This window comes from Thauera sp. WH-2, assembly GCF_048321015.1.
Lineage (GTDB): Bacteria > Pseudomonadota > Gammaproteobacteria > Burkholderiales > Rhodocyclaceae > Thauera.
On record NZ_JBLWFG010000001.1, the window covers coordinates 233,347 to 255,754 of the forward strand.

Below are 22,408 nucleotides of genomic sequence, written 5' to 3' on the forward strand. Positions count from 1 at the left end.
GGGGCGTGGCAGGCTGCGGCCGGGGCGCGCTCGCGCGCAAGGGCGGGATTCTAACCCAATGCCTGGGAAACGAATCCGCACGCCCATCCGCGCGTTTCGCAGCCGACACCCGCGACGCGCTACACGGGCTCCCCGTACTTGCCAACCCACAGCCCATCCAAACCTGCACGGCGACCAGCCCGCAGGTCAGCCCTTTGCCGTTATAATTGCGCCTTTTTAACAGGCGCTTATGCAGGTTCATCGCGGGATTCCCGAGCGCGCCGACACGGCGGCGGTGCTTACCATCGGCAATTTCGATGGCGTGCATCTCGGCCACCAGGCACTGCTCTCGCTGCTGACCGGAAAGGCCCGCGAGCTCGGCCTGCCGGCGGTGGTGCTCACCTTCGAGCCGCACCCGCGCGAGTTCTTCAGTCCTGACGACGCCCCTGCCCGCCTCGCCTCCCTGCGTGAAAAGCTGCTGCTGCTGACCAGCGCTGGCGTGGATCGGGTGCATATCTGTCGGTTCAACGCCCAGCGAGCTGCGCAGAGCGCCGAGAGCTTCGTTCGCGACACGCTTGTGCGCGGACTCGGCGTGCGCCACCTCTTCGTAGGGGATGACTTCCGCTTCGGTGCGCGCCGTCAGGGCGACTTTGCCATGCTGTGCGAAGCGGGCCGTACTCAAGGCTTCGGCGTCGAGGCGATGCCGACACTCGAAGTCGAAGGCGAGCGCGTCTCCAGTTCAGCTGTCCGCGCCGCCTTGTGCGCGGCAGAACTCGATCGCGCTGCGCGACTGCTCGGGCGTCCGTACAGCATCGCGGGCCGTGTCAGCCACGGTGACAAGGTCGGGCGGCAGCTGGGGTTTCCAACCGCCAACCTGCAGATGAAGCACCGCCGTCCGGCCCTGACCGGCGTATATGCGGTCAGCGTCGAAGGCCTGGTCGAGGGGCGCATACACGGCGTCGCGAACGTCGGCGTTCGCCCGACGGCCACCGCACGTGGTCGCGCGCGGCTCGAAGTCCACCTCTTCGACTGGACCCAGAACTGCTACGGTGCGCATATACGCGTGCATTTCCTGCACAAGCTGCGCGAAGAACGCAAGTTCGAATCGCTCGACGCCTTGCGCGCGCAGATCGCGCGCGACGCGCTGTCCGCGCGCGACTGGTTCGCGGCGACAACTGACATCGCCTGATCCCGCGCAGGCCCGCCCACCTGAATCGTACCGACTCAACCGACTCCCGAATTCGCCATGGCCGACTACCGCAAGACGCTTAACCTGCCCGACACCCCCTTCCCGATGCGCGGCGACCTGCCCAAGCGCGAGCCGAACTGGATCGCCGACTGGCAGCAGAAGAAGCTCTACCAGCGCATCCGCAAGGCCAGCGCCGGCCGGCCCAAGTTCGTGCTCCACGACGGCCCGCCCTACGCCAACGGCAGCCTGCACATCGGCCACGCGCTCAACAAGATCCTCAAGGACATCATCGTGCGCTCGAAGACGCTCGCCGGCTTCGATGCGCCCTACGTGCCGGGCTGGGACTGCCACGGCCTGCCGATCGAGCACAAGGTCGAGGTCACTCACGGCAAGAACCTGCCCGCGGACAAGGTGCGCGAGCTGTGCCGCGCCTACGCCGCCGAGCAGATCGAGATCCAGAAGGCCGACTTCATCCGCCTGGGGGTGCTCGGCGACTGGGACAACCCCTACCGCACGATGGACTTCGCCAACGAGGCCAACGAGATCCGCGCGCTGGCCGAGATGACGAAGAACGGCTATGTGTTCAAGGGCCTGAAGCCGGTGAATTGGTGCTTCGACTGCGGCTCGGCGCTCGCCGAGGCAGAGGTCGAGTACGCCGACAAGCCGTCGCCGACGATCGACGTCGCGTTTCCGGTCTCTTCCGGGCACGCAGACAAGCTCGCCGCCGCCTTCGGCCTGATGAAGCTCGACAAACCCGCCGCGGCGGTGATCTGGACCACGACGCCGTGGACCATCCCCGCCAACCAGGCGCTCAACGCTCACCCCGAGTTCGACTATGCGCTGGTCGATACCGGTGACCGCCTGCTCGTGCTCGCGAAAGAACTTGTCGAATCCGCCCTGCAGCGCTTCCAGCTCGAAGGCACGATCGTCGCCACAACCAAGGGCGCGGCGCTCGAGCTCATCGAGTTCCGCCACCCCTTCTTCGATCGCGTCTCGCCGGTGTATCTGGCCGAATACGTCGGCATCGACGCCGGCACCGGCATCGTGCACTCGTCCCCTGCACACGGCGTGGACGACTTCAACTCGTGGCGCGCCTACGGCCGCAGCAACGACGAGATCCTGTCCCTGGTGATGGGCGGCGGCGAGTACGTGCCCGACCTGCCCTTCTTCGGCGGCATGAGCATCTGGAAGGCCAACCCGGTCATCGTCGACAAGCTCGCCGAGGTCGGCGCCCTGCTCTCGCACGGTAAGATCACCCACAGCTACATGCACTGCTGGCGCCACAAGACCCCGCTGGTCTACCGCGCCACCGCGCAGTGGTTCGTCGGCATGGACCGCAACGCCGCCGACGGATCCACCCTGCGCGAGCGCGCGCTGCGCGCGGTGGAGGCGACCAAGTTCTACCCCGGCTGGGGTCAGGCGCGCCTGCACGCGATGATTGCCAACCGCCCCGACTGGTGCATCTCGCGCCAGCGCAACTGGGGCGTGCCGATCCCCTTCTTCCTGCACAAGGAAACCGGCGAGCTGCATCCGCGCACGGTCGAGCTGATGGAAGAAGTCGCGCTGCGCGTGGAGAAGGAAGGCATCGAGGCCTGGTTCAAGCTCGACGGAGCGGAACTGCTCGGTACCGAGGCCAACCAGTACGACAAGATCAGCGATACCCTCGACGTCTGGTTCGACTCCGGCACCACCCACAAGCACGTGCTGCGCGGCTCGCACAACGACGGCCACCCCGAAGGCCCGCGCGCCGACATGTACCTTGAGGGCTCGGACCAGCACCGTGGCTGGTTCCACTCCTCGCTGCTCACCGGCTGCGCGATCGACGGCCACGCCCCCTACCGCAGCCTGCTCACCCACGGCTTCGCTGTCGACGGGGCCGGACGCAAGATGAGCAAGTCGCTCGGCAACGTGGTCGTGCCGCAGGAGGTCACCAGCAAGCTCGGCGCCGAAATCCTGCGCCTGTGGGTGGCCTCGACCGACTACTCGGGCGAGCTTTCGATCTCCAAGGAGATCCTTGACCGCGTGGTCGAGGTCTATCGCCGCATCCGCAACACCCTGCGCTTCCTGCTCGCCAACACCGCAGACTTCGACATCGCCCGGGACGCGGTGCCGCTCGAGCAGTGGATGGACCTCGACCGCTACGCGCTCGCCTTCACCCGCCAGATGGCGCAGCAGGCCGAGGCCGACTACGCGAAGATGGAGTTCCACCGCATCGTGCAGGCGCTGCAGGTGTTCTGCGCCGAGGACCTCGGCGCCTTCTATCTCGACATCCTGAAGGACCGCCTGTACACCACGGCTGCCGGCAGCCTGCCGCGCCGTGCCGCGCAAACGGCGCTGTGGCACATCACCCAGACGCTGCTCAAGCTGATGGCGCCGATCCTGTCCTTCACCGCAGAGGAAGCCTGGGCCATCCTCAACCCGGCGAAAGCCGGCGAGGAAGCCGACAGCGTGATGCTGCACACCTTCCACGCCCTGCCCGCACAGGAAGGCGAGGCCGGCCTGATCGCGCGCTGGGAGACCATCCGAGCGGTGCGTAGCGAAGGCCTGAAGGTGATCGAGGCGCTGCGCACCGAAGGCAAGGTCGGCGCCTCGCTGCAGGCAGAGCTGGAGCTTGCGCTTACCGCCGACAAGTTCGCTGCTCTGGCGAGCCTGGGCGAGGATCTGCGCTTCGTTACCATGACGTCCTCGGCCACCCTCACCGCAGTCGCCAGCGCCGAAGAGGAGCGCATCATCGCAACGCCCAGCGCGGCGAAGAAGTGCGAGCGCTGTTGGCACTACGTCGAGTCGGTAGGCGGCGACGCCGAGCATCCCACGCTGTGCGGGCGCTGCGTGAGCAATCTGTTCGGCAGCGGCGAAACACGCCTTCATGCCTGAGGCAGTGGCCACGATGCGCTCTCCTGCGCCGCGCAGTGCGCTGTCGTTGATGCTGCCCTGGCTTATCCTCGCCTTGGTGGTCGGCGTACTCGATCAGTTCACCAAGCAACTGGTGCTGGCGAACCTGCACTACGGCCAAGTGATCCCGGTCACCGGCTTCTTTGACCTCGTGTTGGTATTCAACACCGGCGCGGCATTCAGCTTCCTCGCCGAGCATAGCGGCTGGCAGCGCTGGTTCTTCACCGTGTTGGCGCTCGCGGTCAGCGGTTGGCTGCTGACGCTGATGCACCATCACCGCCACGAGAGGCTGCTGCCGGCGGCCTTCGCGCTCATCATCGGGGGCGCGCTCGGCAATGTGTACGACCGCCTGGTGCATGGCGCGGTCGTCGACTTCCTGCATTTCCACTACGCCGGCTGGAGTTGGCCGGCGTTCAACCTGGCCGACTCGGCCATTACCGTGGGCGTCGTGCTGATGCTGTGGGGCCAGTTCTTCGGCTCCAGCGGCGACGAGCAGCCCCGATCGGGAGCACCATCTTGAGCGAAGCGATCCAGGCCAACAGCCTCGTCACCCTGCATTACCGCATCTCGCTGCCGAGCGGCCAGCCGCTGATCAGCACCTTCAACGCCACCCCCGCAACGCTGCAACTGGGCGCAGGGGAGATGCTTCCTGCGATGGAGAAGCTGCTCGTCGGCTTGCTGCCGGGCACCCATCACGTGTTCGAGCTGGATCCCGAGAACGCCTTCGGCCCCTATCGCGAGGACCTCGTCGAGCGTGTCAAGCGCGAGCACATGCCCGATGAGGAGATCCAGCCGATGAGCATCATGGAGTTTGCCGCTCCCGACGGTTCACGCTATTCGGGTCTGGTGCGCGAGATTGATGACAGATCGGCACTGATCGATTTCAACCATCCGCTTGCAGGCAAGTCGATCCATTTCGAGGTGCAGGTCATCGGCATCTCCTGAACGCACCGGCCCCACAGAGACGAAAGAATGAACGACAAGGAAATCCTGCTCGCCAACCCGCGCGGCTTTTGCGCGGGCGTCGAACGCGCGATCGAGATCGTCGAGCGTGCACTGCAGCGCTTCGGAGCACCGATTTATGTGCGCCACGAGGTCGTGCACAACAAGTTCGTCGTGGACGACTTGCGCAGCAAGGGTGCCGTCTTCATCGACGAGCTCGATGAAGTGCCTGCCGGCAACACGGTGATCTTTTCCGCCCACGGCGTGTCGCTCGCGGTACGGGAGGAAGCCGAGCGGCGCGGCCTGCGCGTTTTTGACGCGACCTGCCCGTTGGTCACCAAGGTGCACATCGAAGTGGCACGCATGCGCGAGCAGGGCAAGGAGATCGTCATGATCGGGCACAAGGGGCACCCCGAGGTCGAGGGCACCATGGGTCAGGCGCAGGGCGGGATCCATCTGGTCGAGAAACCGGAGGACGTGGCGGGTCTCGAGGTCGCGGATCCCGACCAGTTGGCCTACGTCACCCAGACCACCCTGTCGGTGGACGACGCGGCAGCCATTGTCAGCGCGCTGCGTGCGCGGTTTCCGAGCATCGTCGGCCCGAAGAAGGACGACATCTGCTATGCCACCCAGAACCGCCAGGATGCGGTCAAGTTCATGACCCCATACGCGGACGTGGTCTTCGTCGTCGGCTCGAAGAACAGCTCCAACTCCAATCGCCTGCGTGAAGTGGCAGAGCTGCGGGGCGTGCCTGCCCATCTGGTCGACAACGCTGCGGGGATCGACCCCGCATGGGTGGCCGGCAGACGTCGCATCGGTGTCACTGCGGGCGCATCCGCACCGGAAGTGCTGGTCGATGAGGTGATCGCACGCCTGAAGGAACTCAGCGGTGCTTCGGTGCAGAACCTGGACGGCGTTCCTGAACGGGTCACCTTCCCGCTCCCGAAGGAACTGCAGGATCCGCACTGAACGGTGTCCGGAAGCCCGTAACCGCCACGCCGTTCACCTGAATCTCCGGCCCATCGGAGCGGTTCGGGTCGTGCCCCACCCAGGCCAAAGCGCTCGCTCAAAGGACCTCTGCCCGCACAGAGGGATAAGCGGATTTTCTTGCAACCCTCGAGCAATTTATGCTCTTTTCATCGCTTCCGTGATTTATTCCTCACTGTGCATGCGGAGAGCATCAGCATTTGACACTTATCAAATCCGCACCTGACCCTTACGTGATCTGATCGCCCGCCATCAGGGTACGGCGACCATTGCGATGGCTAGCGTTGCCCTCCACGATTCGCCAAGCTGAAGGGGAACTCGGTCATGCAAGCAGTGGCAACGCGCAAGCGCGAACGCTTCGGGGATAAATACCGAGGCATCATCCTGGCGGTCGGGTTCTTTCTGGTGCTGGACCTCACCGCGCTGATCATGAATTTCTACGTGTCGTCCCGGATTGAGGGCGATGCGATGCTGATCAACATCTCCGGTCGCCAGCGAATGTTGTCGCAGCAGGTCGCAAAATCGCTGTTCATCGTCCGTGATGAACTGCAGACCGGTAGCGACCCGAAGCCCGCGCTCGCAGAGCTGAAACAGGCCACGGAGTTGTTCGACGGAACCTTGCAGGCTTTTTCGACAGGCGGGAGCGTAATCGGGCCGATCGGTGAACTGGTTCGCGTCGATGCGCTTGAGCGCGAAGCAGAACGGAGCCTGCTTTCTGATTCGACGAGACTGTGGCACCCCTATCTCGCCGCAATCGCAGCAGCGCTGGGGCCCCAGGCAACGCTGACCGACATTGACAAGGCGGTCGAGTATGCGCGCACGAACAGCGCTACGCTGCTGGGGCTGATGAACAAGCTAACCGCGGAACTCGAAGGGAACGCGCAGCGCCAGGCGGCCATGCTGCGCTGGATACAGATCGCCGTGATCGTGCTCGCGCTCGGCAACTTCTTCTTCATCCTGCTCAATTTCGTCCGCAGCCTGCGTGCGAGCGATGCGGTTGCCGAGACCGCACGCGAGGAAACCGAACGCATACTGGCGACGGTGAACGAAGGTCTTTTCCTGCTCGACAAGGATGGCCGGATCGGCTCCCAGATGTCTTCGGCACTGCCCGCGATCATGGGGCGGACGATCGAGCGCGGCGCAGAGTTCATGCCCCTGCTCGAGAAAATGGTTTCGCCGGAGATCTTCGCCTCCGCCCGAGACTACATCGGGCTGCTGTTCGGGAAACGTGTGAAGGAGGAACTCGTACGGGAGTTGAATCCGCTGCAGCAAATTGAGGTCTTCACATCAGGTGCATCCAGAAGCCCCCGCTATCTCACGCTCGCATTCAACCGCGTGAAGCGCGATAACGAAGTCGAAAACCTCCTGGTCACCGTGATCGACGTGACCGAACAGGTGCGTCTGACGCGTGAACTTGATGAGGCCAGACGTGGTGCACGAAGCGAGATTGCCTCACTCCTTGCGACCTTGTCGGCCGATCGGGACTCCCTCACGCGGTTCCTCGATGAAACGGAGCAGACGCTCAATAACGTCAATGCGATCCTGCAGCAATCTGCACAGAACGAGAAAGAGTTGCGCCGACAGGTTACGGCTGTGTTCCGAAGCATCCACGGAATCAAGGGCGATGCCGCCGCGCTGGGCTTGGGCTTGTTCGAGAATCTCGCACATGACTTTGAGGACACGCTCGCCGAACTGCGCGACAAGACGGGCATCGGGGGCGAGGATCTGCTCAGCCTGCCACCGCATCTTGACCTCATGCTGGAGCGGGTCGATACCGTCAAGCAACTGCTTGCTGCAGTTTCAGACCGCAGCGATGACCATGCGCCCACGAAGAAACCGGATGCAACACAGGGCTTGCGTCAGAGCATCGAGTCGCTCGCTGACCGTATCGCTGCCGAACAGAAGAAGAAGGTGCGGGTTCGCACTGACCTGGACGGAATCAGCTACCTGCCTGATCCCTTGTTCAGGCAGGTGCGCGAAATTGCACTGCAGTTGCTGCGCAATGCGATCGTGCACGGCATCGAGCCCGCACCCGAGCGTGAGCGTGCGAACAAGCCGAGCGCCGGCGAGGTCTTCATTGGGCTCCGCAAGGCTTCAGAAGGAGGTTACGAACTGGTGTTTCGCGACGACGGGCATGGGATAGACCAAGAGAGGATCCGAGACGCGCTCCGCCGTTCGGGCGCCTGCAGCGAAGACGAAATCGCGCGGATGGACGAGCGCCAGCTTTACGGCAAGCTCTTCGAGCCAGGTTTTTCGACTGCCGCGACGGTCGATGAGCACGCGGGGCGCGGGGTCGGACTGGATCTGGTGGCCGAACGGGTGCGCGCACTGGGCGGGCGCCTGAAGCTGGTCTCCCGGCCGAAGCATTTCACCGAATTCAGTATCCGCTTTGCGGGTTCACCTAGCCCGGAGGGCGCTTAAATGAGACTGCTCATCGTGGATGACTCGAACGTGATCCGCTCCCGTATCGCCCGGGTGGTCGGCAGCGGCTCGCTGTCCAGTTGGCAGATTGTGGGCCTCGCCCGCAACGGCGCAGACGCGGTTCGCGTCTGCGAGGAACTTCGGCCCGACGTGGTGACCATGGATCTGACGATGCCCGAGATGGATGGAATCGAATGCATTCCTCGCATCCTGGGCGACAATCCCGACTTGATCATCCTTGTCGTCTCGGCGCTCTCCGATAAGGCCACTGCGATCGAAGCGCTGAAACGTGGCGCGCATGGCTTTCTGCACAAGCCGTTCACGGACGAGCAACTCATCAACGGGCTGACGCAAGTCGTTCAATAATCCTGCGAGACCTTCATGCCGAACATCAGCGAGAGCGAAATCAAGGTTTTTGTGGATGCGGTGACGCAGTACTTCCGCGCGCTTACAGGGGAAGCCGCGAGTGTGCGCGCATCCTATCTTTCCTCGGGAAACGAAACGCTCCCCACCCTCGATTACACCGGACTCATCACGGTATCCGGTGAATATCGCGGCGCAGTGTACTTCACGGCCGGTCACGCGCTCGTGCGCCAGTTGCTGAGCGCGATGCAGGAGCCCGACCACAGTGAATTGAACCTGCTCGATGCAGTAGGCGAAGTGGCCAACACCCTCGCTGGCAATGCCCGCAAGTTGCTCGGCGAGGCAATGGAAATTTCGGTGCCGGTAACTTTCCGCGGTAGCGTGGATACGCTGCAGGTTCCGGTGCGAGCGCGCCCCTTCGTCATCGATATCGAGTGGAAGCGGCATACGGCCACCGTAGTGGTCGACGTCGAACGCTGCTGAGCGTGGGTGGGCCCCGGTGCGGCCAGGGCCCTGGTTGTCGGATCAGTCCTCGATCTGCGACCCCATGATCCGGCGGTAGAACTCGTGGAAGTGCTGCATACCGTCCTCGAATGGTGACTGGTAGGGGCCGAACTCATTGCGCCCCGCCTTGTACAGGGCGAGCCGTCCGCGGTCCATGCGTTCGCCGATCTCGTCGTCCTCGACTGCCGTCTCCATGTAGGCCGCTTGTTCTGCCTCGACAAACTCGCGCTCGAACTCGACGATGTCTTCCGGGTAGTAGAACTCGACCACGTTCGTCGTCCTGTCCACATCGGTCGGAATCAAGGTGCTGACGACGAGTACGTGTGGATACCACTCCACCATGATGTTCGGGTAATAGGTAAGCCAGATCGCACCGTGCTCGGGCTTGTTCTCGCCGTAGTATTCCAGCACTGCCTTGTGCCATCTTGCGTAGGTTTCCGAACCAGGCCTCGCCAGCGATGTGATGCCCACCTGCTGGACGGAGTACCAGTCTCCGAACTGCCAGCTTAGGTCGTCGCAGGTCACGAAGTTACCCAGGCCGGGGTGGAAGGGTACGACGTGGTAATCCTCCAGATAGACCTCGATGAAGGTCTTCCAGTTGTAGTTGCACTGGTGGATCTCGACCTTATCGAGCTTGTAGCCGGAAAAATCCAGCGCTCGCGCCACCTTCATTCCGGCAAGGTCGGTTGCGGGCGAGCGCGGTCCCTTGAACAGCAGGCCGTTCCAGCACTCGAGTTCATCGCGCTTGAGACCCAGGCAGGGCTTCTCAGCGAAATGCGGCGCACCGATGAGTGCCCCCTGCTGATCGTAGGTCCAGCGATGCACCGGGCAGACCACATGTTCGGTCGTACCACTGCCCTGCAGCATGATCGCCTGGCGATGGCGGCAGACGTTGGACATCTGGTGTACGCCCATCTCGGTGCGAAACAGCAATTTGGCGTGGTCCAGCCACTCGAGCGAACGGTAATTGCCAGGCTCGGGCACCATCAGCTCATGGCCGACATAGCCCGGACCGGCGTCGAAGAGAAGCCTTTTCTCCAGTTCGAAAACCTTCTCGTCGAAGTACCATGAAACCGGCAGTTGGGATACCGCCTGGGCCAGCCGTGCCTTGGGAGCGATGTCGGACATCCCCGAACCTCCTCTTGCGGACAAGAAATCCGGAAAAATAAACAGGTTAGTGTAAGTCAGCCGCTGTTTGACCGCTACACCCGCATTCGGTTATTTTCCCGCTTTTACCGCGCCAGATATTGATCCATGCCAAAGTCGGCGTCCGCCCCAAAAACGTTCGAGGTCGCGGTTTCGGAACTCGAAGCCATTGTTCAGGAAATGGAGTCCGGCAGGCTTTCGCTCGAGGATGCGCTCGCCAGCTACCAGCGCGGCGTGAACCTGATGCGCTTCTGCCAGACTACGCTTTCAGACGCGGAGCAGCGCGTGAAGGTTCTCGAAGGCGACATGCTGCAGCCCTTTGCGCCTGACAGCAGTGGTCAGTCCTCGACCGAGGCCGGGTCATGAGCACAGCGCCCACGCTTGCTGACTGGATGGCAGCAGTTCAGCACCGCACCGAGCATGCCCTGGCGTCGGCCCTGCCATCGCCCGCGCTCGCCCCGCGGCGGCTACATGAAGCGATGCGCTACGCAGTGCTCGGGGGCGGCAAGCGGGTGCGTCCCCTGCTGGCCCACGCGGCCGGCGAACTCACCGGTGGGGCACCTGAGGACGTTGACCGGGTGGCCTGTGCCGTTGAGTTGATCCACGCCTATTCGCTGGTGCATGACGACCTGCCGTGTATGGACGACGACGTGTTGCGCCGCGGCAAACCGACCGTGCATGTCGAGTACGACGAGGCTACCGCTCTGCTTGTGGGGGATGCATTGCAAACGCTGGCCTTCCAGGTGCTTGCGGAGCGCCCCATCTCCCAAGCGCCAGACGTGCAGCTCGAGATGCTCGCCCAGTTGGCCGCAGCATCCGGGTCGCGCGGCATGGCGGGCGGGCAAGCGATCGACCTGGCCTCGGTAGGCAGAAAACTCGGTCGGGAAGAATTGGAGTTCATGCACGTCCACAAAACCGGGGCGCTGATCCGCGCCGCGGTGTTGCTTGGCGCACGCACGGGTCCCGCCCTTGAGGACACTGCCCTGGAGCGCCTCGACCACTACGCTAAGATCGTCGGTCTGCTGTTTCAGGTGGTCGATGACATTCTGGATGCGGTGGCCGACACTGCCACGCTGGGCAAGACTGCAGGCAAGGATGCGGACAACGACAAGCCCACCTACGTAAGCCTGCTTGGCCTTTCCGAGGCGCACAGGCTCGCGGAGGACATGCTTTCCGAGGCAAAGGCCTCGCTCCAGGGCTTTGGCCCCCGCGCCCTGCGCCTGGCGCAACTCGCAGACTACGTCGTGCATCGGGCCTTCTGAACGCCAGTACGCCGCGAACGTCAAAGAACGAACAAACCGAAAGCCGGATTCGACATGGCCCCCTACCCCAATCTGGAACGCATCGGCTCGCCGGCCGACCTGCGCAAGATGGACCGTCGTGAGTTGGGCGCACTTGCAAGCGAGTTGCGCGCCTTCCTCATCGAGTCGGTATCCAAAACCGGCGGTCACCTCTCCTCGAACCTTGGCACGGTCGAGCTGACGATTGCGCTGCACCATGTGTTCAATACCCCGGATGACCGCATCGTCTGGGATGTCGGCCATCAGACCTACGGCCACAAGGTTCTCACCGGGCGGCGCGAGGCCATGTCCCGGCTGCGTCACTGGGGCGGCATCTCGGGCTTTCCGCGTCGATGCGAAAGCGAATACGACACCTTCGGCACCGCGCACTCGTCTACGTCGATTTCCGCCGCACTGGGCATGGCCGTGGCCGCACGTGCGCGCAGGGAAGAGCGTCGGTCCATCGCCGTCATCGGCGACGGTGCGATGTCCGCCGGCATGGCTTTCGAGGCGCTGAACAACGCCGGGGACATGGAAGACATCAACCTGCTCGTGATCCTCAACGATAACGAGATGTCGATCTCCCCGCCTGTTGGGGCGCTTACCAAGATCCTGGCCCGCATGATGTCCGGTTCGACCTACAACACCGCACGTCGCGTGGGCGAACGCGTGCTCGGCATGGCACCACCGGTGGCAGAACTTGCGCGCAAGGTCGAGGAATACGCGAAGGGCATGATCGGGCCGGGCACCCTGTTCGAGGAGTTCGGCTTTCACTACTACGGCCCCATCGACGGCCACGACCTCGACGCATTGATCCCCACTCTTCAGAACATCAAGAAGCTCAGGGGGCCCCAGTTCCTGCACGTGATCACGCGCAAGGGACACGGTTACAAGCTGGCCGAGGCCGATCCGGTGCTCTACCACGGAGTCTCGAAGTTCGATCACGTCGCAGGCATACAGACCGGCAAGGGGGCCGGAAAGCTCACCTATACGCAGGTTTTCGGCGATTGGCTCTGTGACATCGCGAAGCGCGATCCGCGCATCGTGGGCATCACACCGGCCATGCGCGAAGGGTCGGGCTTGGTCCGCTTTGCAGAGGAGTTCCCGGAGCGCTATTTCGACGTCGGCATTGCGGAGCAGCATGCGGTGACCTTCGCAGCAGGTCTGGCTTGCGAGGGGTTCGTGCCGGTGGTGGCGATCTACTCTACCTTTCTGCAGCGTGCCTATGATCAGCTCATTCACGACGTGGCTTTGCAGAACCTTCAGGTGGTGTTTGCCATCGACCGTGGCGGACTCGTCGGCGCGGACGGAGCGACCCATCACGGAGCCTTCGATCTTTCCTTCCTGACCTGCATTCCGAACCTCGTCGTGATGGCGCCGTCGGACGAGAACGAGTGCCGTCAGATGCTCTTCACCGCCGTGCAGCATCCGGGGCCGACAGCCGTGCGCTATCCGCGCGGTAGCGGAAACGGCACGGTACCGCTGCAGACGATGAGCGCCCTGCCAATTGGCAAGGGCGAAGTGCGCCGCCATGGCCGCAACGTCGCCCTGCTGGCCTTCGGGAGCATGGTTAACCTGGCCTGCGAAGTGGGTGAGGAGATCGACGCCACGGTTGCGAACATGCGCTTCATCAAGCCAATCGATGAAGCGCTCGTGACCGAACTGGCGGCTACGCACGATCTCGTCGTGACGCTTGAGGAGAACGCCCTCATCGGGGGGGCCGGCTCCGAGGTTTCCCGCATAATCGAACGGCTGCCGAAGCGACCACGCGTTCTTCGCCTCGGCCTGCCAGACCAGTTCGTCGATCACGGCGATCAGGCGCAACTCCTCGCTTCGGTCGGCCTCGACAAAGCCGGCATCCTCGCAAGCATCAGTGATGCGCTATCGACGCAATAGTTGAGTTGGCCGGGTGTGGAGGCTAACATCGCGTCGAATCTGCAATTATGTTGCACCACGACCGCAGCGCCACACCTTACGAAAAGACAGAGAACACGTATGAACTCCCCTTCCGAGCCCCTGATGGCGGACGTCCAGAGCAGCGCCGACAGCCGCCGCATCGCAATCAACAAGGTCGGCATCAAGTCGATCCGCCATCCGGTCAAGGTTGCAGACAAGGCCGGCGGCGTCCAGCATACGGTTGCTAGCTTCAACATGTACGTCGGACTGCCGCACAACTTCAAGGGCACGCACATGTCGCGCTTCGTGGAGTTGCTCAATGGTAATGAGCGCGAGATCTCTGTCGAGAATTTCGAGCCCATGTTGCGCACCATGGTGGAGCGACTCGAGGCGGAAACCGGTCATGTTGAGATGCGCTTCCCCTATTTCGTGACCAAGACGGCGCCGGTTTCAGGTGTACAGAGCCTGATGGACTACGAGGTGTGCTTTACCGGCAGCATTTGTGAAGGTGGGCGCTACGAATTCACGATGCAGGTGGTCGTGCCCGTGACCAGCCTCTGCCCCTGCTCGAGGAAGATCTCTGACTACGGTGCGCACAACCAGCGCTCGCACGTCACGGTCACAGCCGTTCTCAACGATCATCTCTGGATCGAGGAGATGATCGCGCTGGTCGAGGCCCAGGCCTCCTGCGAACTCTTCGGCCTGCTCAAGCGCCCGGACGAAAAATGGGTGACCGAACGCGCCTACGACAATCCGAAGTTCGTCGAGGATATGGTGCGGGACGTGGCTGCACAGCTCACACGCGAGCCGAGGATCGACGCCTATACCGTCGAATCCGAGAACTTCGAGTCCATTCACAACCACTCGGCCTACGCTTTGATCGAGCACGACAAGCGCGGCGCATCGCTGGCTTCCTGAGCGGGTCTTTACGTCAAACTTATGGCGTGATCACCCTTCGCAATGGCGCAGGGCGACGGGAATGCGTAATATAAGCGGTTTCTTAATTACCGGATCCGCTTCATGTCCAAGTCGTACCTACAGATCACCAACGACGTCTCCAAGGCCCTGGGTACCCTGCGCAAAGAGATTCCACAGACCATGCAGGGCTTCAGTTCGATGGCGCAAAGCGCGCTGAAGGACGGCGCATTGAGCGAGCTGCAGAAAGAGTTGATCTCGCTAGCCATCGCAGTCACGCAGCGCTGCGACGCCTGCATCGGCTTCCACATCAAGGCGCTCATCCGGCTGGGCGCAACCCGCGAGCAGATCATGGAAACGCTTGGCGTCTGCACCTACATGGGCGGCGGCCCGGCCCTGATGTATGCGGCCGACGCGGTCCGCGCCTACGAGCAGTTGCTGCCGAAGGACGAGTGATCGCACAAGTACACGCCCGAGAACGCAGAAAGGCGTGACCCCGTGTTCACTTTTCAGTGAAATACACTATAATGTCGAGCTTCGAGCGGAGAGGTGGCAGAGTGGTCGAATGTACCTGACTCGAAATCAGGCGTAGGTGCAAGCCTACCGTGGGTTCGAATCCCACCCTCTCCGCCAGACAACACGCTGAAACCCGCACTGCCATTGGCTTTGCGGGTTTTTTGCTTTGGGCAAGCCGCCATTCGAAAAACCATCGGGCTTTGTCACCGCGTGGGAATAAGCACCGTCGGCCCGATTGTGCCATCCGCAGCGCGCCGAGGAGCACCTTCTGCCACGGATGGTGGTGGCAGGCGCAGCCAGCGAGGGTGCCGGTCAATGCATCTTCAGCGACAGGGTGATGGAAACCACCCTGTCGGCATTTCAATTCGACTGGCCTTTCAACAGGACTTTCACTTGGTCGTCGAGTTCTCTGCCATCGTTACCGGCTCCACCAGCAGAGTCGGGCGCTTGTACGCTCCCCATGAGCGCATCGTGAATGAGAACGCCTGCTCGTTCGATGAGTGGCCCAGGGTCCAGGGATGGGTTTCGGATGACCCGCAACGACAGGCCGTTGTAAATCGTAAGCAGAACTTCGACCAGAGCAGCAATGCCTTCTGGATCATCGTCAAACCCTGCAGATCGCCGTACCTCCTCGACCGCCAGTGCAAGGCTATGGCGAATCACGGAGTCTGCATCACGCACGACCTTTCCAATCTCCAGGTTTCTTCCGGCCTCCGCGAGAATCTCCACCTTCAAAGCGGCGATCTCAGGGTTCAGTTGCGCGCGCATTGCACTGGCAATGCGGTCGCGCACCAGCGAAGAGGATCGCCCCTCGCGGCGCAGCATCTCCATGAGCTCGATCTGCCCGGCGAGATCCCTACACACGATGGCAGCGATGATCGCTTCCTTGCTCGTGAAGTAATAGTAGGGGTCGTCTCAGAAAACGGAAAATAAAGCACGCTAAGCGTGCGTGGAGGCTGGCACCCAGCGGTACAGCGTCGGAATGGACACGCCGAGGTTCTTGGCCACGTCCTTGGGCGGCACCCCGCTGGCCAGCAGCTTCTTGGCCGACTCGATCTTGCTGTCGGTCATCTTCGGCTTGCGGCCGCCTTTGCGGCCGAGCTGCTTGGCGACTTCCAGCCCGGCGCGGGTGCGCTCGACGGTCAGCTCGCGCTCCATTTCGGCAAGGCTCGCCATGACGTGGAAGAAGAACCGCCCGGATGGTGTGCCGGTGTCGATGGAGTCGGTGAGGCTCCTGAACTGGACACCGTGCTTGTGCAGATCGCCGACCAGATCGACCAGTTGCTTGACCGACCGGCCCAGCCGGTCGAGCTTCCAGACGACCAAAGTATCGCCTTCGCGCAGCATTTCGAGCGTCTTGGCCAAGCCAGGCCGGTCTGCCCGCGTGCCACTCACCTTGTCCTCGAAGACCTTTTTACATCCGGCCTTGCTCAAGGCTTCGCGTTGCAGCTCCAGGTTCTGATCCTGCGTCGAGACGCGCGCATAGCCAATCAACATGGCTTGTCTCGCGCCCGGTCGATGCGTTCCTGCATCGCCTGCATCACTTCTTCGTGGGTGTACGATCTGGCGTTGGCGTCGGTGGCTTGCCGCAGGGCTTCCTCAACCTCGCGCGTCATCCGCTCGTAATCCTCCGGCCACAGCGCTTGCTCCATGCGCAGCGACGCCTGACCCAGCAGGTGCAGCAGGCTGAACAGCCGCATGTCGTTGGTGGCGACGATGCGCTCCCGAATCTGCTCCTGAATAGCTTCGCTAGCCCGATGCGCTTGTGGTGTGGCAGTCCCCTCGTAGTCAGCGGGGAATTCCGCTTCCTCGGCAATCCTTGCCCAGGCGCTGGCCAGCGCCTCGATGGTTGACGTGCTCATTTCCGCCGCTCCTGTGCTCTTTGGCGAATCAACCGGCCAAGGGGCCTCGACGCGAAAACCAGCAGCATCACGCCTATCGGATACCAGGTCGAGAAGACCACCAAGGCATCGAAGGCTGGCCGTCCGGTGTTGGTAGGCAGTACGGCGGTCACAGCCATCAACCCGCCGACCGTCCAGATGATGCGCCACACGTAGGGCATCACGCGGGGCACGTAGCCGTCATCGAAAGCGGTCTGGTAGTAGCGGCGCAGGCCGCGCTCGGCAAGCGCCTGGCGCTGCCGCTCCGACAGCGCATCCGTCCGGCCATACCAGCGCCGGAATGGTGGACAGCGCAGCAGCAAAGGGGTGAAGAGGATCATCACCGCCACGATCGCGACACCCCACGCCATGACGGCGCCGGCATCGGGCCGCTTGGCGTTCTCGATCACGGGCGCGAAGACGCCCGGAGCACCGATCATCCAGAACAGCGCAATGTGCTGATGGAAGGAGAGCTTCATTTGCTCATCCACTTGCGCAGCAGGCGCTTTTTCAGGGAGGCGCGTTCTTGCGGGTTGCGTCCCTTGTGATTGGCGATGCGATCCGCCGTGGCGGCCTGGCGCTTGACGGGCCAGTAGGAGCGGCCATCCTTGCCCATCGACCAGACGCTGCTGGCCTGGTTTTCCAGCAGGGGCAGATGGGCGCTCAGGGCTTCGGGCGACGCGCTGGTCAGCGCCGTGCGCTCACGGGTGCGCCAGCGCTGATGCCAGAGCTTCTTGTCCTCGCGCTCGCTGCCGCAGGTCGTGTGCCCGACGATGGGTGTTTTGCGGCGGCTGCGGCTCATAACGTAGTGGTCTCCAAGAACATTCAGGACTGATCCCAGGCGTCGATGGTCAAGACCTGATCGGCAGGACAGGCGGCTACGCGGTCGGGAACTGGATGGTGTTCAGTCTCATGCCGACCCCATTCGATTGATCGCGTCGCTTGCGGCACGCTGCGACGCAAGGAGGTTTGCGACCTGGTTTAGCAGCCGTGTCCGCTGCATGTCTGTTACCTATCTCCCCGACCGCTCATTGGACCAACTCCAGAGATTGGGCTCTATCGCTCAGCCAATACGAAACCGGCATTGGCTGATGCCACAACCGAGACGAACACAAATGGCTCGGTACCTGTATTTCGCGCCCCGTGCACTTGGCCCGGTCTTGCCACGGCTATCTCACCTTCCCTGAGGGCACGAACAATCCCATTGCCCTGAAAGTAATCAGCCATTCCCGACAAAACAGTCCACGTGTCTTGGCCGTGAGGATGAATGTGAGCCGCAATTTCCTGCCCGGGATGGACATGCCAAACCACGATAATTGAGTCTCGGGTTTCAAGCACAACGGAACGAATAGGCTCGCCTTCGGACGGCTGAACATACTCGGCTACAGAAAATATTCTCGATTCAACAGTCATCGGAGATCCCTCTTTCACAGTGCCCCCAGACAGGCTGGATATGAGTTCTAACTCGAATTTGAACGGGAGGCTGGTCGTGCGGTCGTGCAGTTGCCGATGAGCGTGTCGGCTGCTGCCTCCTTGCCCACCAGCGAACTCACGTCCGTTGCGGCCATCCAGAAGGTCTTGCCCGAGCGCGGCTCATAGGTCGCGGGATCGAACACGCCAGAGGGGCCGAACATCGGCGGCTTGATTGGTCATGGCTCCATGCCTTTGTCGTTACGGTCTTCATCGTCGGCATCCTGACGCACGGCGGGCAATTGCTGGAGCAACGCCGGCAGCCATTCCTGTACCGTCTCCCACACCACATCGAGGTTGATGTCGAAATAGCCGTGAGCCATGCGATTACGCATATTGCGCATGCTGCGCCACGGCACGTCGGCATGCGCCTGGGTGAACTCGACGTAGCCATCCATCACCTTTGTGGCCGCCTCGCCGATGACGATCAGGCTCATGATGACGGCCTGCTGGGTGCGCTTGTCGGCCAAGAAGTCGTCCTTGGCCATCCCTTCCACGAAGCTGCGCGCATCGGTTGCGGCCTGCTGAATGTGGTCGAGGTAATCGGGCAGGCGGTTCTCGCTCATATCGGTTGCGCCTCCGCGAGCACCTTGGCCCGGAACTTCGGCGGCAGGTCGCCGGGAGTCAGCAGATCGACGTCAACGCCGAGCAGCGATTTCAGTTCTTCTTCCAAATCGCCCAAGTCCAACAACGTGGCACCGGGCAGCGCATCGACCAACAGGTCGAGGTCGCTGCCATCCCGGTCGGTGCCATGCAGCACCGAGCCGAAGACGCGCGGGTTCGCGGCGCGAAAGCGGCCTACCGCTTCACGCACTGCGCTTCGCTTCATGTCAAGCACAACAGACGGTCGCATGCGCATCCTTTCTTATCGAAACTCGTTGAGATGATATGCAATCAAGAATAGAATTTCAAGAACTATTTTCGAGAATCGCAATGCCTTGATTCCCGTGCCGCGCCGGTTGCCTTGGCGGGCTTGTCACAAACCTACGTTTTCAAGAAGAAGGAAACCGCATGCCCCGCCGTTCGATCCTCTCCGCCGCCGAGCGCGAAAGCCTGCTGGCGTTGCCGGACACCAAGGATGAGTTGATCCGTCACTACACGTTCAGCGAAAGCGACCTCTCCATCATCCGGCAGCGGCGCGGCCCGGCCAATCGGCTGGGCTTCGCGGTGCAGCTCTGCTACCTGCGCTTTCCCGGCGTCATCCTTGGCGCTGATGAGCCACCGTTCCCGCCATTGCTGAGACTGGTCGCCAACCAGCTCAAGGTCGGCATCGAAAGCTGGGACGAGTACGGGCAGCGTGAGCAGACCCGACGCGAGCACCTGGTCGAGCTGCAAACGGTGTTCGGCTTCCAGCCGTTCACGATTGGCCACTACCGGCAGGCTGTCCAGTTGCTGACCGAGCTGGCCATGCAAACCGACAAGGGCATCGTGCTGGCCAGAGCCTTGATCGAGCACCTGCGGCGGCAGTCGGTCATTGTGCCCGCCCTCAACGCCGTCGAGCGGGCGAGCGCCGAAGCGATTACCCGCGCCAACCGGCGTCTCTACGACGCCTTGGCTGAGCCGCTGACGGACGTGCATCGCCGTCGCCTCGACGATCTGCTCAAGCGCCGCGACAACGGCAAGACGACGTGGCTGGCCTGGCTGCGGCAATCCCCGGTCAAACCGAACTCGCGGCACATGCTGGAACACATCGAACGCCTCAAGGCGTGGCAGGCGCTCGACCTGCCCTCCGGCATCGAGCGGCTGGTTCACCAGAACCGGCTGCTCAAGATCGCCCGCGAGGGCGGCCAGATGACGCCCGCCGACCTGGCGAAGTTCGAGCCGCAGCGGCGTTACGCGACCCTGGTGGCGCTCGCCATCGAGGGCATGGCCACCGTCACCGACGAAATCATCGACCTGCATGACCGCATCCTGGGCAAGCTGTTCAATGCCGCCAAGAACAAGCATCAGCAGCAGTTCCAGGCATCCGGCAAGGCGATCAATGCCAAGGTGCGGCTGTTCGGGCGCATCGGCCAGGCGCTGATCGAGGCCAAGCAAGCGGGCCGCGATCCGTTCGCCGCCATCGAGGCCGTCATGTCCTGGGATGCTTTCGCCGAGAGCGTCACCGAAGCGCAGCGGCTCGCGCAACCCGAGGACTTCGATTTCCTGCACCGCATCGGCGAGAGCTACGCCACGCTGCGCCGCTACGCGCCGGAATTTCTCGACGTGCTCAAGTTGCGGGCCGCGCCCGCCGCCAAGGACGTACTCGACGCCATCGAGGTGCTGCGCAGCATGAACAGCGACAACGCCCGCAAGGTGCCCACCGACGCGCCGACCGAGTTCATCAAGCCGCGCTGGCAGAAGCTGGTGATGACCGACACCGGCATCGACCGGCGCTACTACGAACTGTGCGCGCTGTCGGAGCTGAAGAACGCGCTGCGCTCCGGCGACATCTGGGTGCAAGGCTCGCGCCAGTTCAAGGACTTCGAGGACTACCTGGTGCCGCCCGCGAAATTCGCCAGCCTCAAGCAGGCCAGCGAATTGCCGCTGGCCGTGGCCACCGATTGCGACCAGTACCTGCATGACCGGCTGACGCTGCTGGAAACGCAGCTCGCCACCGTCAACCGCATGGCGCTGGCCAACGAGCTGCCGGACGCCATCATCACGGAGTCGGGCCTGAAGATCACGCCGCTCGATGCGGCGGTGCCCGATACCGCACAGGCCCTGATCGACCAGACGGCGATGATCCTACCGCACGTCAAGATCACCGAATTGCTGCTGGAGGTAGACGAATGGACGGGCTTCACCCGGCACTTCGCCCACCTGAAGTCAGGCGACCTGGCCAAGGACAAAAACCTGTTGCTGACCACGATCCTCGCCGACGCGATCAACCTGGGCCTGACCAAGATGGCGGAATCGTGCCCCGGCACGACCTACGCCAAGCTGGCCTGGCTGCAAGCCTGGCACATCCGCGACGAAACCTACGGGGCGGCACTGGCCGAGCTGGTCAACGCGCAGTTCCGACATCCCTTCGCCGAGCATTGGGGCGACGGCACCACGTCATCGTCGGACGGCCAGAACTTCCGCACCGGCAGCAAGGCCGAGAGCACCGGCCACATCAATCCGAAATACGGCAGCAGCCCAGGGCGGACGTTCTACACCCATATCTCCGACCAGTACGCGCCGTTCCACACCAAGGTCGTGAACGTCGGCGTGCGCGACTCGACCTACGTGCTCGACGGCCTGCTGTATCACGAATCCGACCTGCGGATCGAGGAGCACTACACCGACACGGCAGGGTTCACGGACCACGTCTTCGCGTTGATGCACCTGCTGGGCTTCCGCTTCGCCCCGCGCATTCGTGACCTGGGCGACACCAAGCTCTACATCCCGAAGGGCGATGCCACCTACGAGGCGTTGAAACCGATGATCGGCGGCACGCTCAACATCAAGCACGTCCGCGCCCATTGGGATGAAATCCTGCGGATGGCCACCTCGATCAAGCAGGGCACGGCGACGGCCTCGCTGATGCTCAGGAAGCTTGGCAGCTACCCGCGCCAGAACGGCCTGGCCGTCGCCCTGCGTGAGCTGGGACGCATCGAGCGCACACTGTTCATCCTGGACTGGCTGCAAAGCGTCGAGCTGCGCCGCCGCGTGCATGCCGGGCTGAACAAAGGCGAGGCGCGCAACGCGCTGGCCCGCGCCGTGTTCTTCAACCGCCTGGGGGAAATCCGCGACCGCAGCTTCGAGCAGCAGCGCTACCGGGCCAGCGGCCTCAACCTGGTGACGGCGGCCATCGTGCTATGGAACACGGTCTATCTGGAGCGGGCCGCGAACGCCTTGCGTGGCCACGGTCAAGCCGTCGATGACGGCCTGTTGCAGTACCTGTCGCCGCTCGGCTGGGAGCACATCAACCTGACCGGCGATTACCTCTGGCGCAGCAGCGCCAAGATCGGCGCGGGCAAGTTCAGGCCGCTACGGCCGCTGCAACCGGCTTAGCGTGCTTTATTTTCCGTTTTCTGAGACGACCCCTAAATCACGCCTTTTTA

General features: G+C 62.9%; 24 protein-coding genes and 1 tRNA gene. 15 read left to right on the plus strand and 10 right to left on the minus strand.

Features of this window, described 5'->3' with window-relative positions; all coding sequences use genetic code 11:
• Nucleotides 1–229: 229 nt before the first annotated feature.
• The 8 genes from ACNKW1_RS01190 to ACNKW1_RS01225 all read left to right on the plus strand — a co-directional run bounded on the left by ACNKW1_RS01190 (nucleotide 230) and on the right by ACNKW1_RS01225 (nucleotide 9,256).
• Entirely contained in the window at nucleotides 230–1,168 is a 939-nt protein-coding gene (locus tag ACNKW1_RS01190) for a bifunctional riboflavin kinase/FAD synthetase (protein ID WP_418362782.1), read from the plus strand.
• A 57-nt stretch (nucleotides 1,169–1,225) separates the two neighbouring features.
• Nucleotides 1,226–4,042, plus strand: coding sequence for an isoleucine--tRNA ligase (gene ileS / locus ACNKW1_RS01195; RefSeq protein ID WP_418362783.1), 2,817 nt, complete (start codon nucleotides 1,226–1,228; stop codon nucleotides 4,040–4,042).
• A complete protein-coding gene (gene lspA, locus ACNKW1_RS01200) occupies nucleotides 4,035–4,580 on the plus strand; it encodes a signal peptidase II (RefSeq protein WP_418362784.1) in 546 nt (181 codons plus the stop codon). The genes ileS and lspA overlap by 8 nt, the downstream gene beginning before the upstream one ends.
• Nucleotides 4,577–5,005, plus strand: coding sequence for an FKBP-type peptidyl-prolyl cis-trans isomerase (locus tag ACNKW1_RS01205; protein WP_418362785.1), 429 nt, complete (start codon nucleotides 4,577–4,579; stop codon nucleotides 5,003–5,005). Before lspA ends, ACNKW1_RS01205 begins: the two co-directional genes overlap by 4 nt.
• A gap of 27 nt (nucleotides 5,006–5,032) precedes the next feature.
• Nucleotides 5,033–5,971, plus strand: a complete 939-nt coding sequence (gene ispH / locus ACNKW1_RS01210; protein ID WP_418362786.1) for a 4-hydroxy-3-methylbut-2-enyl diphosphate reductase — start codon at nucleotides 5,033–5,035, stop codon at nucleotides 5,969–5,971.
• A gap of 342 nt (nucleotides 5,972–6,313) precedes the next feature.
• Nucleotides 6,314–8,410: an ATP-binding protein gene (locus ACNKW1_RS01215; RefSeq protein ID WP_418362787.1), complete on the plus strand. Its 2,097-nt coding sequence runs from the start codon at nucleotides 6,314–6,316 to the stop codon at nucleotides 8,408–8,410.
• The gene (locus tag ACNKW1_RS01220; RefSeq protein WP_418362788.1) at nucleotides 8,411–8,776 is read left to right on the plus strand and encodes a response regulator transcription factor; all 366 of its coding nucleotides are present in this window, start codon (nucleotides 8,411–8,413) and stop codon (nucleotides 8,774–8,776) included.
• A 15-nt stretch (nucleotides 8,777–8,791) separates the two neighbouring features.
• Entirely contained in the window at nucleotides 8,792–9,256 is a 465-nt protein-coding gene (locus ACNKW1_RS01225) for a chemotaxis protein CheX (protein WP_418362789.1), read from the plus strand.
• A gap of 42 nt (nucleotides 9,257–9,298) precedes the next feature.
• Here the strand turns inward: ACNKW1_RS01225 and ACNKW1_RS01230 are convergent, their stop codons facing one another.
• The gene (locus ACNKW1_RS01230; RefSeq protein WP_418362790.1) at nucleotides 9,299–10,405 is read right to left on the minus strand and encodes an aromatic ring-hydroxylating oxygenase subunit alpha; all 1,107 of its coding nucleotides are present in this window, start codon (nucleotides 10,403–10,405) and stop codon (nucleotides 9,299–9,301) included.
• Nucleotides 10,406–10,531: 126 nt separating this feature from the next.
• Here ACNKW1_RS01230 and ACNKW1_RS01235 point away from each other — a divergent pair, with 126 nt between their 5' ends.
• From ACNKW1_RS01235 to ACNKW1_RS01260, 6 genes are all read left to right on the plus strand, one after another.
• Nucleotides 10,532–10,789 (plus strand): exodeoxyribonuclease VII small subunit, encoded by a 258-nt coding sequence (locus tag ACNKW1_RS01235; RefSeq protein WP_418362791.1) that lies wholly within the window; start codon nucleotides 10,532–10,534, stop codon nucleotides 10,787–10,789.
• The gene (locus tag ACNKW1_RS01240; RefSeq protein WP_418362792.1) at nucleotides 10,786–11,685 is read left to right on the plus strand and encodes a polyprenyl synthetase family protein; all 900 of its coding nucleotides are present in this window, start codon (nucleotides 10,786–10,788) and stop codon (nucleotides 11,683–11,685) included. Before ACNKW1_RS01235 ends, ACNKW1_RS01240 begins: the two co-directional genes overlap by 4 nt.
• Nucleotides 11,686–11,739: 54 nt before the next feature.
• Nucleotides 11,740–13,599: a 1-deoxy-D-xylulose-5-phosphate synthase gene (gene dxs / locus ACNKW1_RS01245; protein ID WP_418362793.1), complete on the plus strand. Its 1,860-nt coding sequence runs from the start codon at nucleotides 11,740–11,742 to the stop codon at nucleotides 13,597–13,599.
• A gap of 99 nt (nucleotides 13,600–13,698) precedes the next feature.
• Nucleotides 13,699–14,517, plus strand: a complete 819-nt coding sequence (gene folE2 / locus ACNKW1_RS01250) for a GTP cyclohydrolase FolE2 (RefSeq protein WP_418362794.1) — start codon at nucleotides 13,699–13,701, stop codon at nucleotides 14,515–14,517.
• 102 nt (nucleotides 14,518–14,619) lie between these two features.
• Entirely contained in the window at nucleotides 14,620–14,970 is a 351-nt protein-coding gene (locus ACNKW1_RS01255; RefSeq protein WP_418362795.1) for a carboxymuconolactone decarboxylase family protein, read from the plus strand.
• A gap of 87 nt (nucleotides 14,971–15,057) precedes the next feature.
• A tRNA-Ser gene (locus ACNKW1_RS01260) sits at nucleotides 15,058–15,147 on the plus strand.
• Between the two features lie 243 nt (nucleotides 15,148–15,390).
• Here ACNKW1_RS01260 and ACNKW1_RS01265 read toward each other — a convergent pair.
• The 9 genes from ACNKW1_RS01265 to ACNKW1_RS01305 all read right to left on the minus strand — a co-directional run bounded on the left by ACNKW1_RS01265 (nucleotide 15,391) and on the right by ACNKW1_RS01305 (nucleotide 19,233).
• Nucleotides 15,391–15,861 carry a hypothetical protein gene (locus tag ACNKW1_RS01265; protein WP_418362796.1) on the minus strand — a complete coding sequence of 157 codons (471 nt, stop codon included), beginning with the start codon at nucleotides 15,859–15,861 and terminating at the stop codon, nucleotides 15,391–15,393.
• A gap of 108 nt (nucleotides 15,862–15,969) precedes the next feature.
• On the minus strand, nucleotides 15,970–16,527 hold the full coding sequence (locus ACNKW1_RS01270; RefSeq protein WP_003100847.1) for a recombinase family protein: 558 nt from the start codon (nucleotides 16,525–16,527) through the stop codon (nucleotides 15,970–15,972).
• Entirely contained in the window at nucleotides 16,521–16,892 is a 372-nt protein-coding gene (locus ACNKW1_RS01275) for a hypothetical protein (protein WP_003100853.1), read from the minus strand. The genes ACNKW1_RS01270 and ACNKW1_RS01275 overlap by 7 nt, the downstream gene beginning before the upstream one ends.
• Nucleotides 16,889–17,389: a hypothetical protein gene (locus ACNKW1_RS01280; RefSeq protein WP_003100856.1), complete on the minus strand. Its 501-nt coding sequence runs from the start codon at nucleotides 17,387–17,389 to the stop codon at nucleotides 16,889–16,891. Before ACNKW1_RS01280 ends, ACNKW1_RS01275 begins: the two co-directional genes overlap by 4 nt.
• The gene (locus ACNKW1_RS01285) at nucleotides 17,386–17,712 is read right to left on the minus strand and encodes a hypothetical protein (protein ID WP_003100858.1); all 327 of its coding nucleotides are present in this window, start codon (nucleotides 17,710–17,712) and stop codon (nucleotides 17,386–17,388) included. Before ACNKW1_RS01285 ends, ACNKW1_RS01280 begins: the two co-directional genes overlap by 4 nt.
• A 254-nt stretch (nucleotides 17,713–17,966) precedes the next feature.
• On the minus strand, nucleotides 17,967–18,323 hold the full coding sequence (locus tag ACNKW1_RS01290) for a cupin domain-containing protein (protein ID WP_003465043.1): 357 nt from the start codon (nucleotides 18,321–18,323) through the stop codon (nucleotides 17,967–17,969).
• A 47-nt stretch (nucleotides 18,324–18,370) separates the two neighbouring features.
• The gene (locus tag ACNKW1_RS01295; RefSeq protein WP_003154411.1) at nucleotides 18,371–18,544 is read right to left on the minus strand and encodes a hypothetical protein; all 174 of its coding nucleotides are present in this window, start codon (nucleotides 18,542–18,544) and stop codon (nucleotides 18,371–18,373) included.
• A 15-nt stretch (nucleotides 18,545–18,559) separates the two neighbouring features.
• Nucleotides 18,560–18,946 (minus strand): DUF86 domain-containing protein, encoded by a 387-nt coding sequence (locus tag ACNKW1_RS01300; RefSeq protein ID WP_003100872.1) that lies wholly within the window; start codon nucleotides 18,944–18,946, stop codon nucleotides 18,560–18,562.
• Nucleotides 18,943–19,233 (minus strand): nucleotidyltransferase family protein, encoded by a 291-nt coding sequence (locus ACNKW1_RS01305; RefSeq protein WP_001247892.1) that lies wholly within the window; start codon nucleotides 19,231–19,233, stop codon nucleotides 18,943–18,945. Before ACNKW1_RS01305 ends, ACNKW1_RS01300 begins: the two co-directional genes overlap by 4 nt.
• A gap of 158 nt (nucleotides 19,234–19,391) precedes the next feature.
• On the opposite strand from ACNKW1_RS01305, the gene ACNKW1_RS01310 reads away from it, so the two are divergent.
• Nucleotides 19,392–22,358, plus strand: a complete 2,967-nt coding sequence (locus ACNKW1_RS01310; protein ID WP_003100881.1) for a Tn3-like element ISPa38 family transposase — start codon at nucleotides 19,392–19,394, stop codon at nucleotides 22,356–22,358.
• Nucleotides 22,359–22,408: the final 50 nt, after the last annotated feature.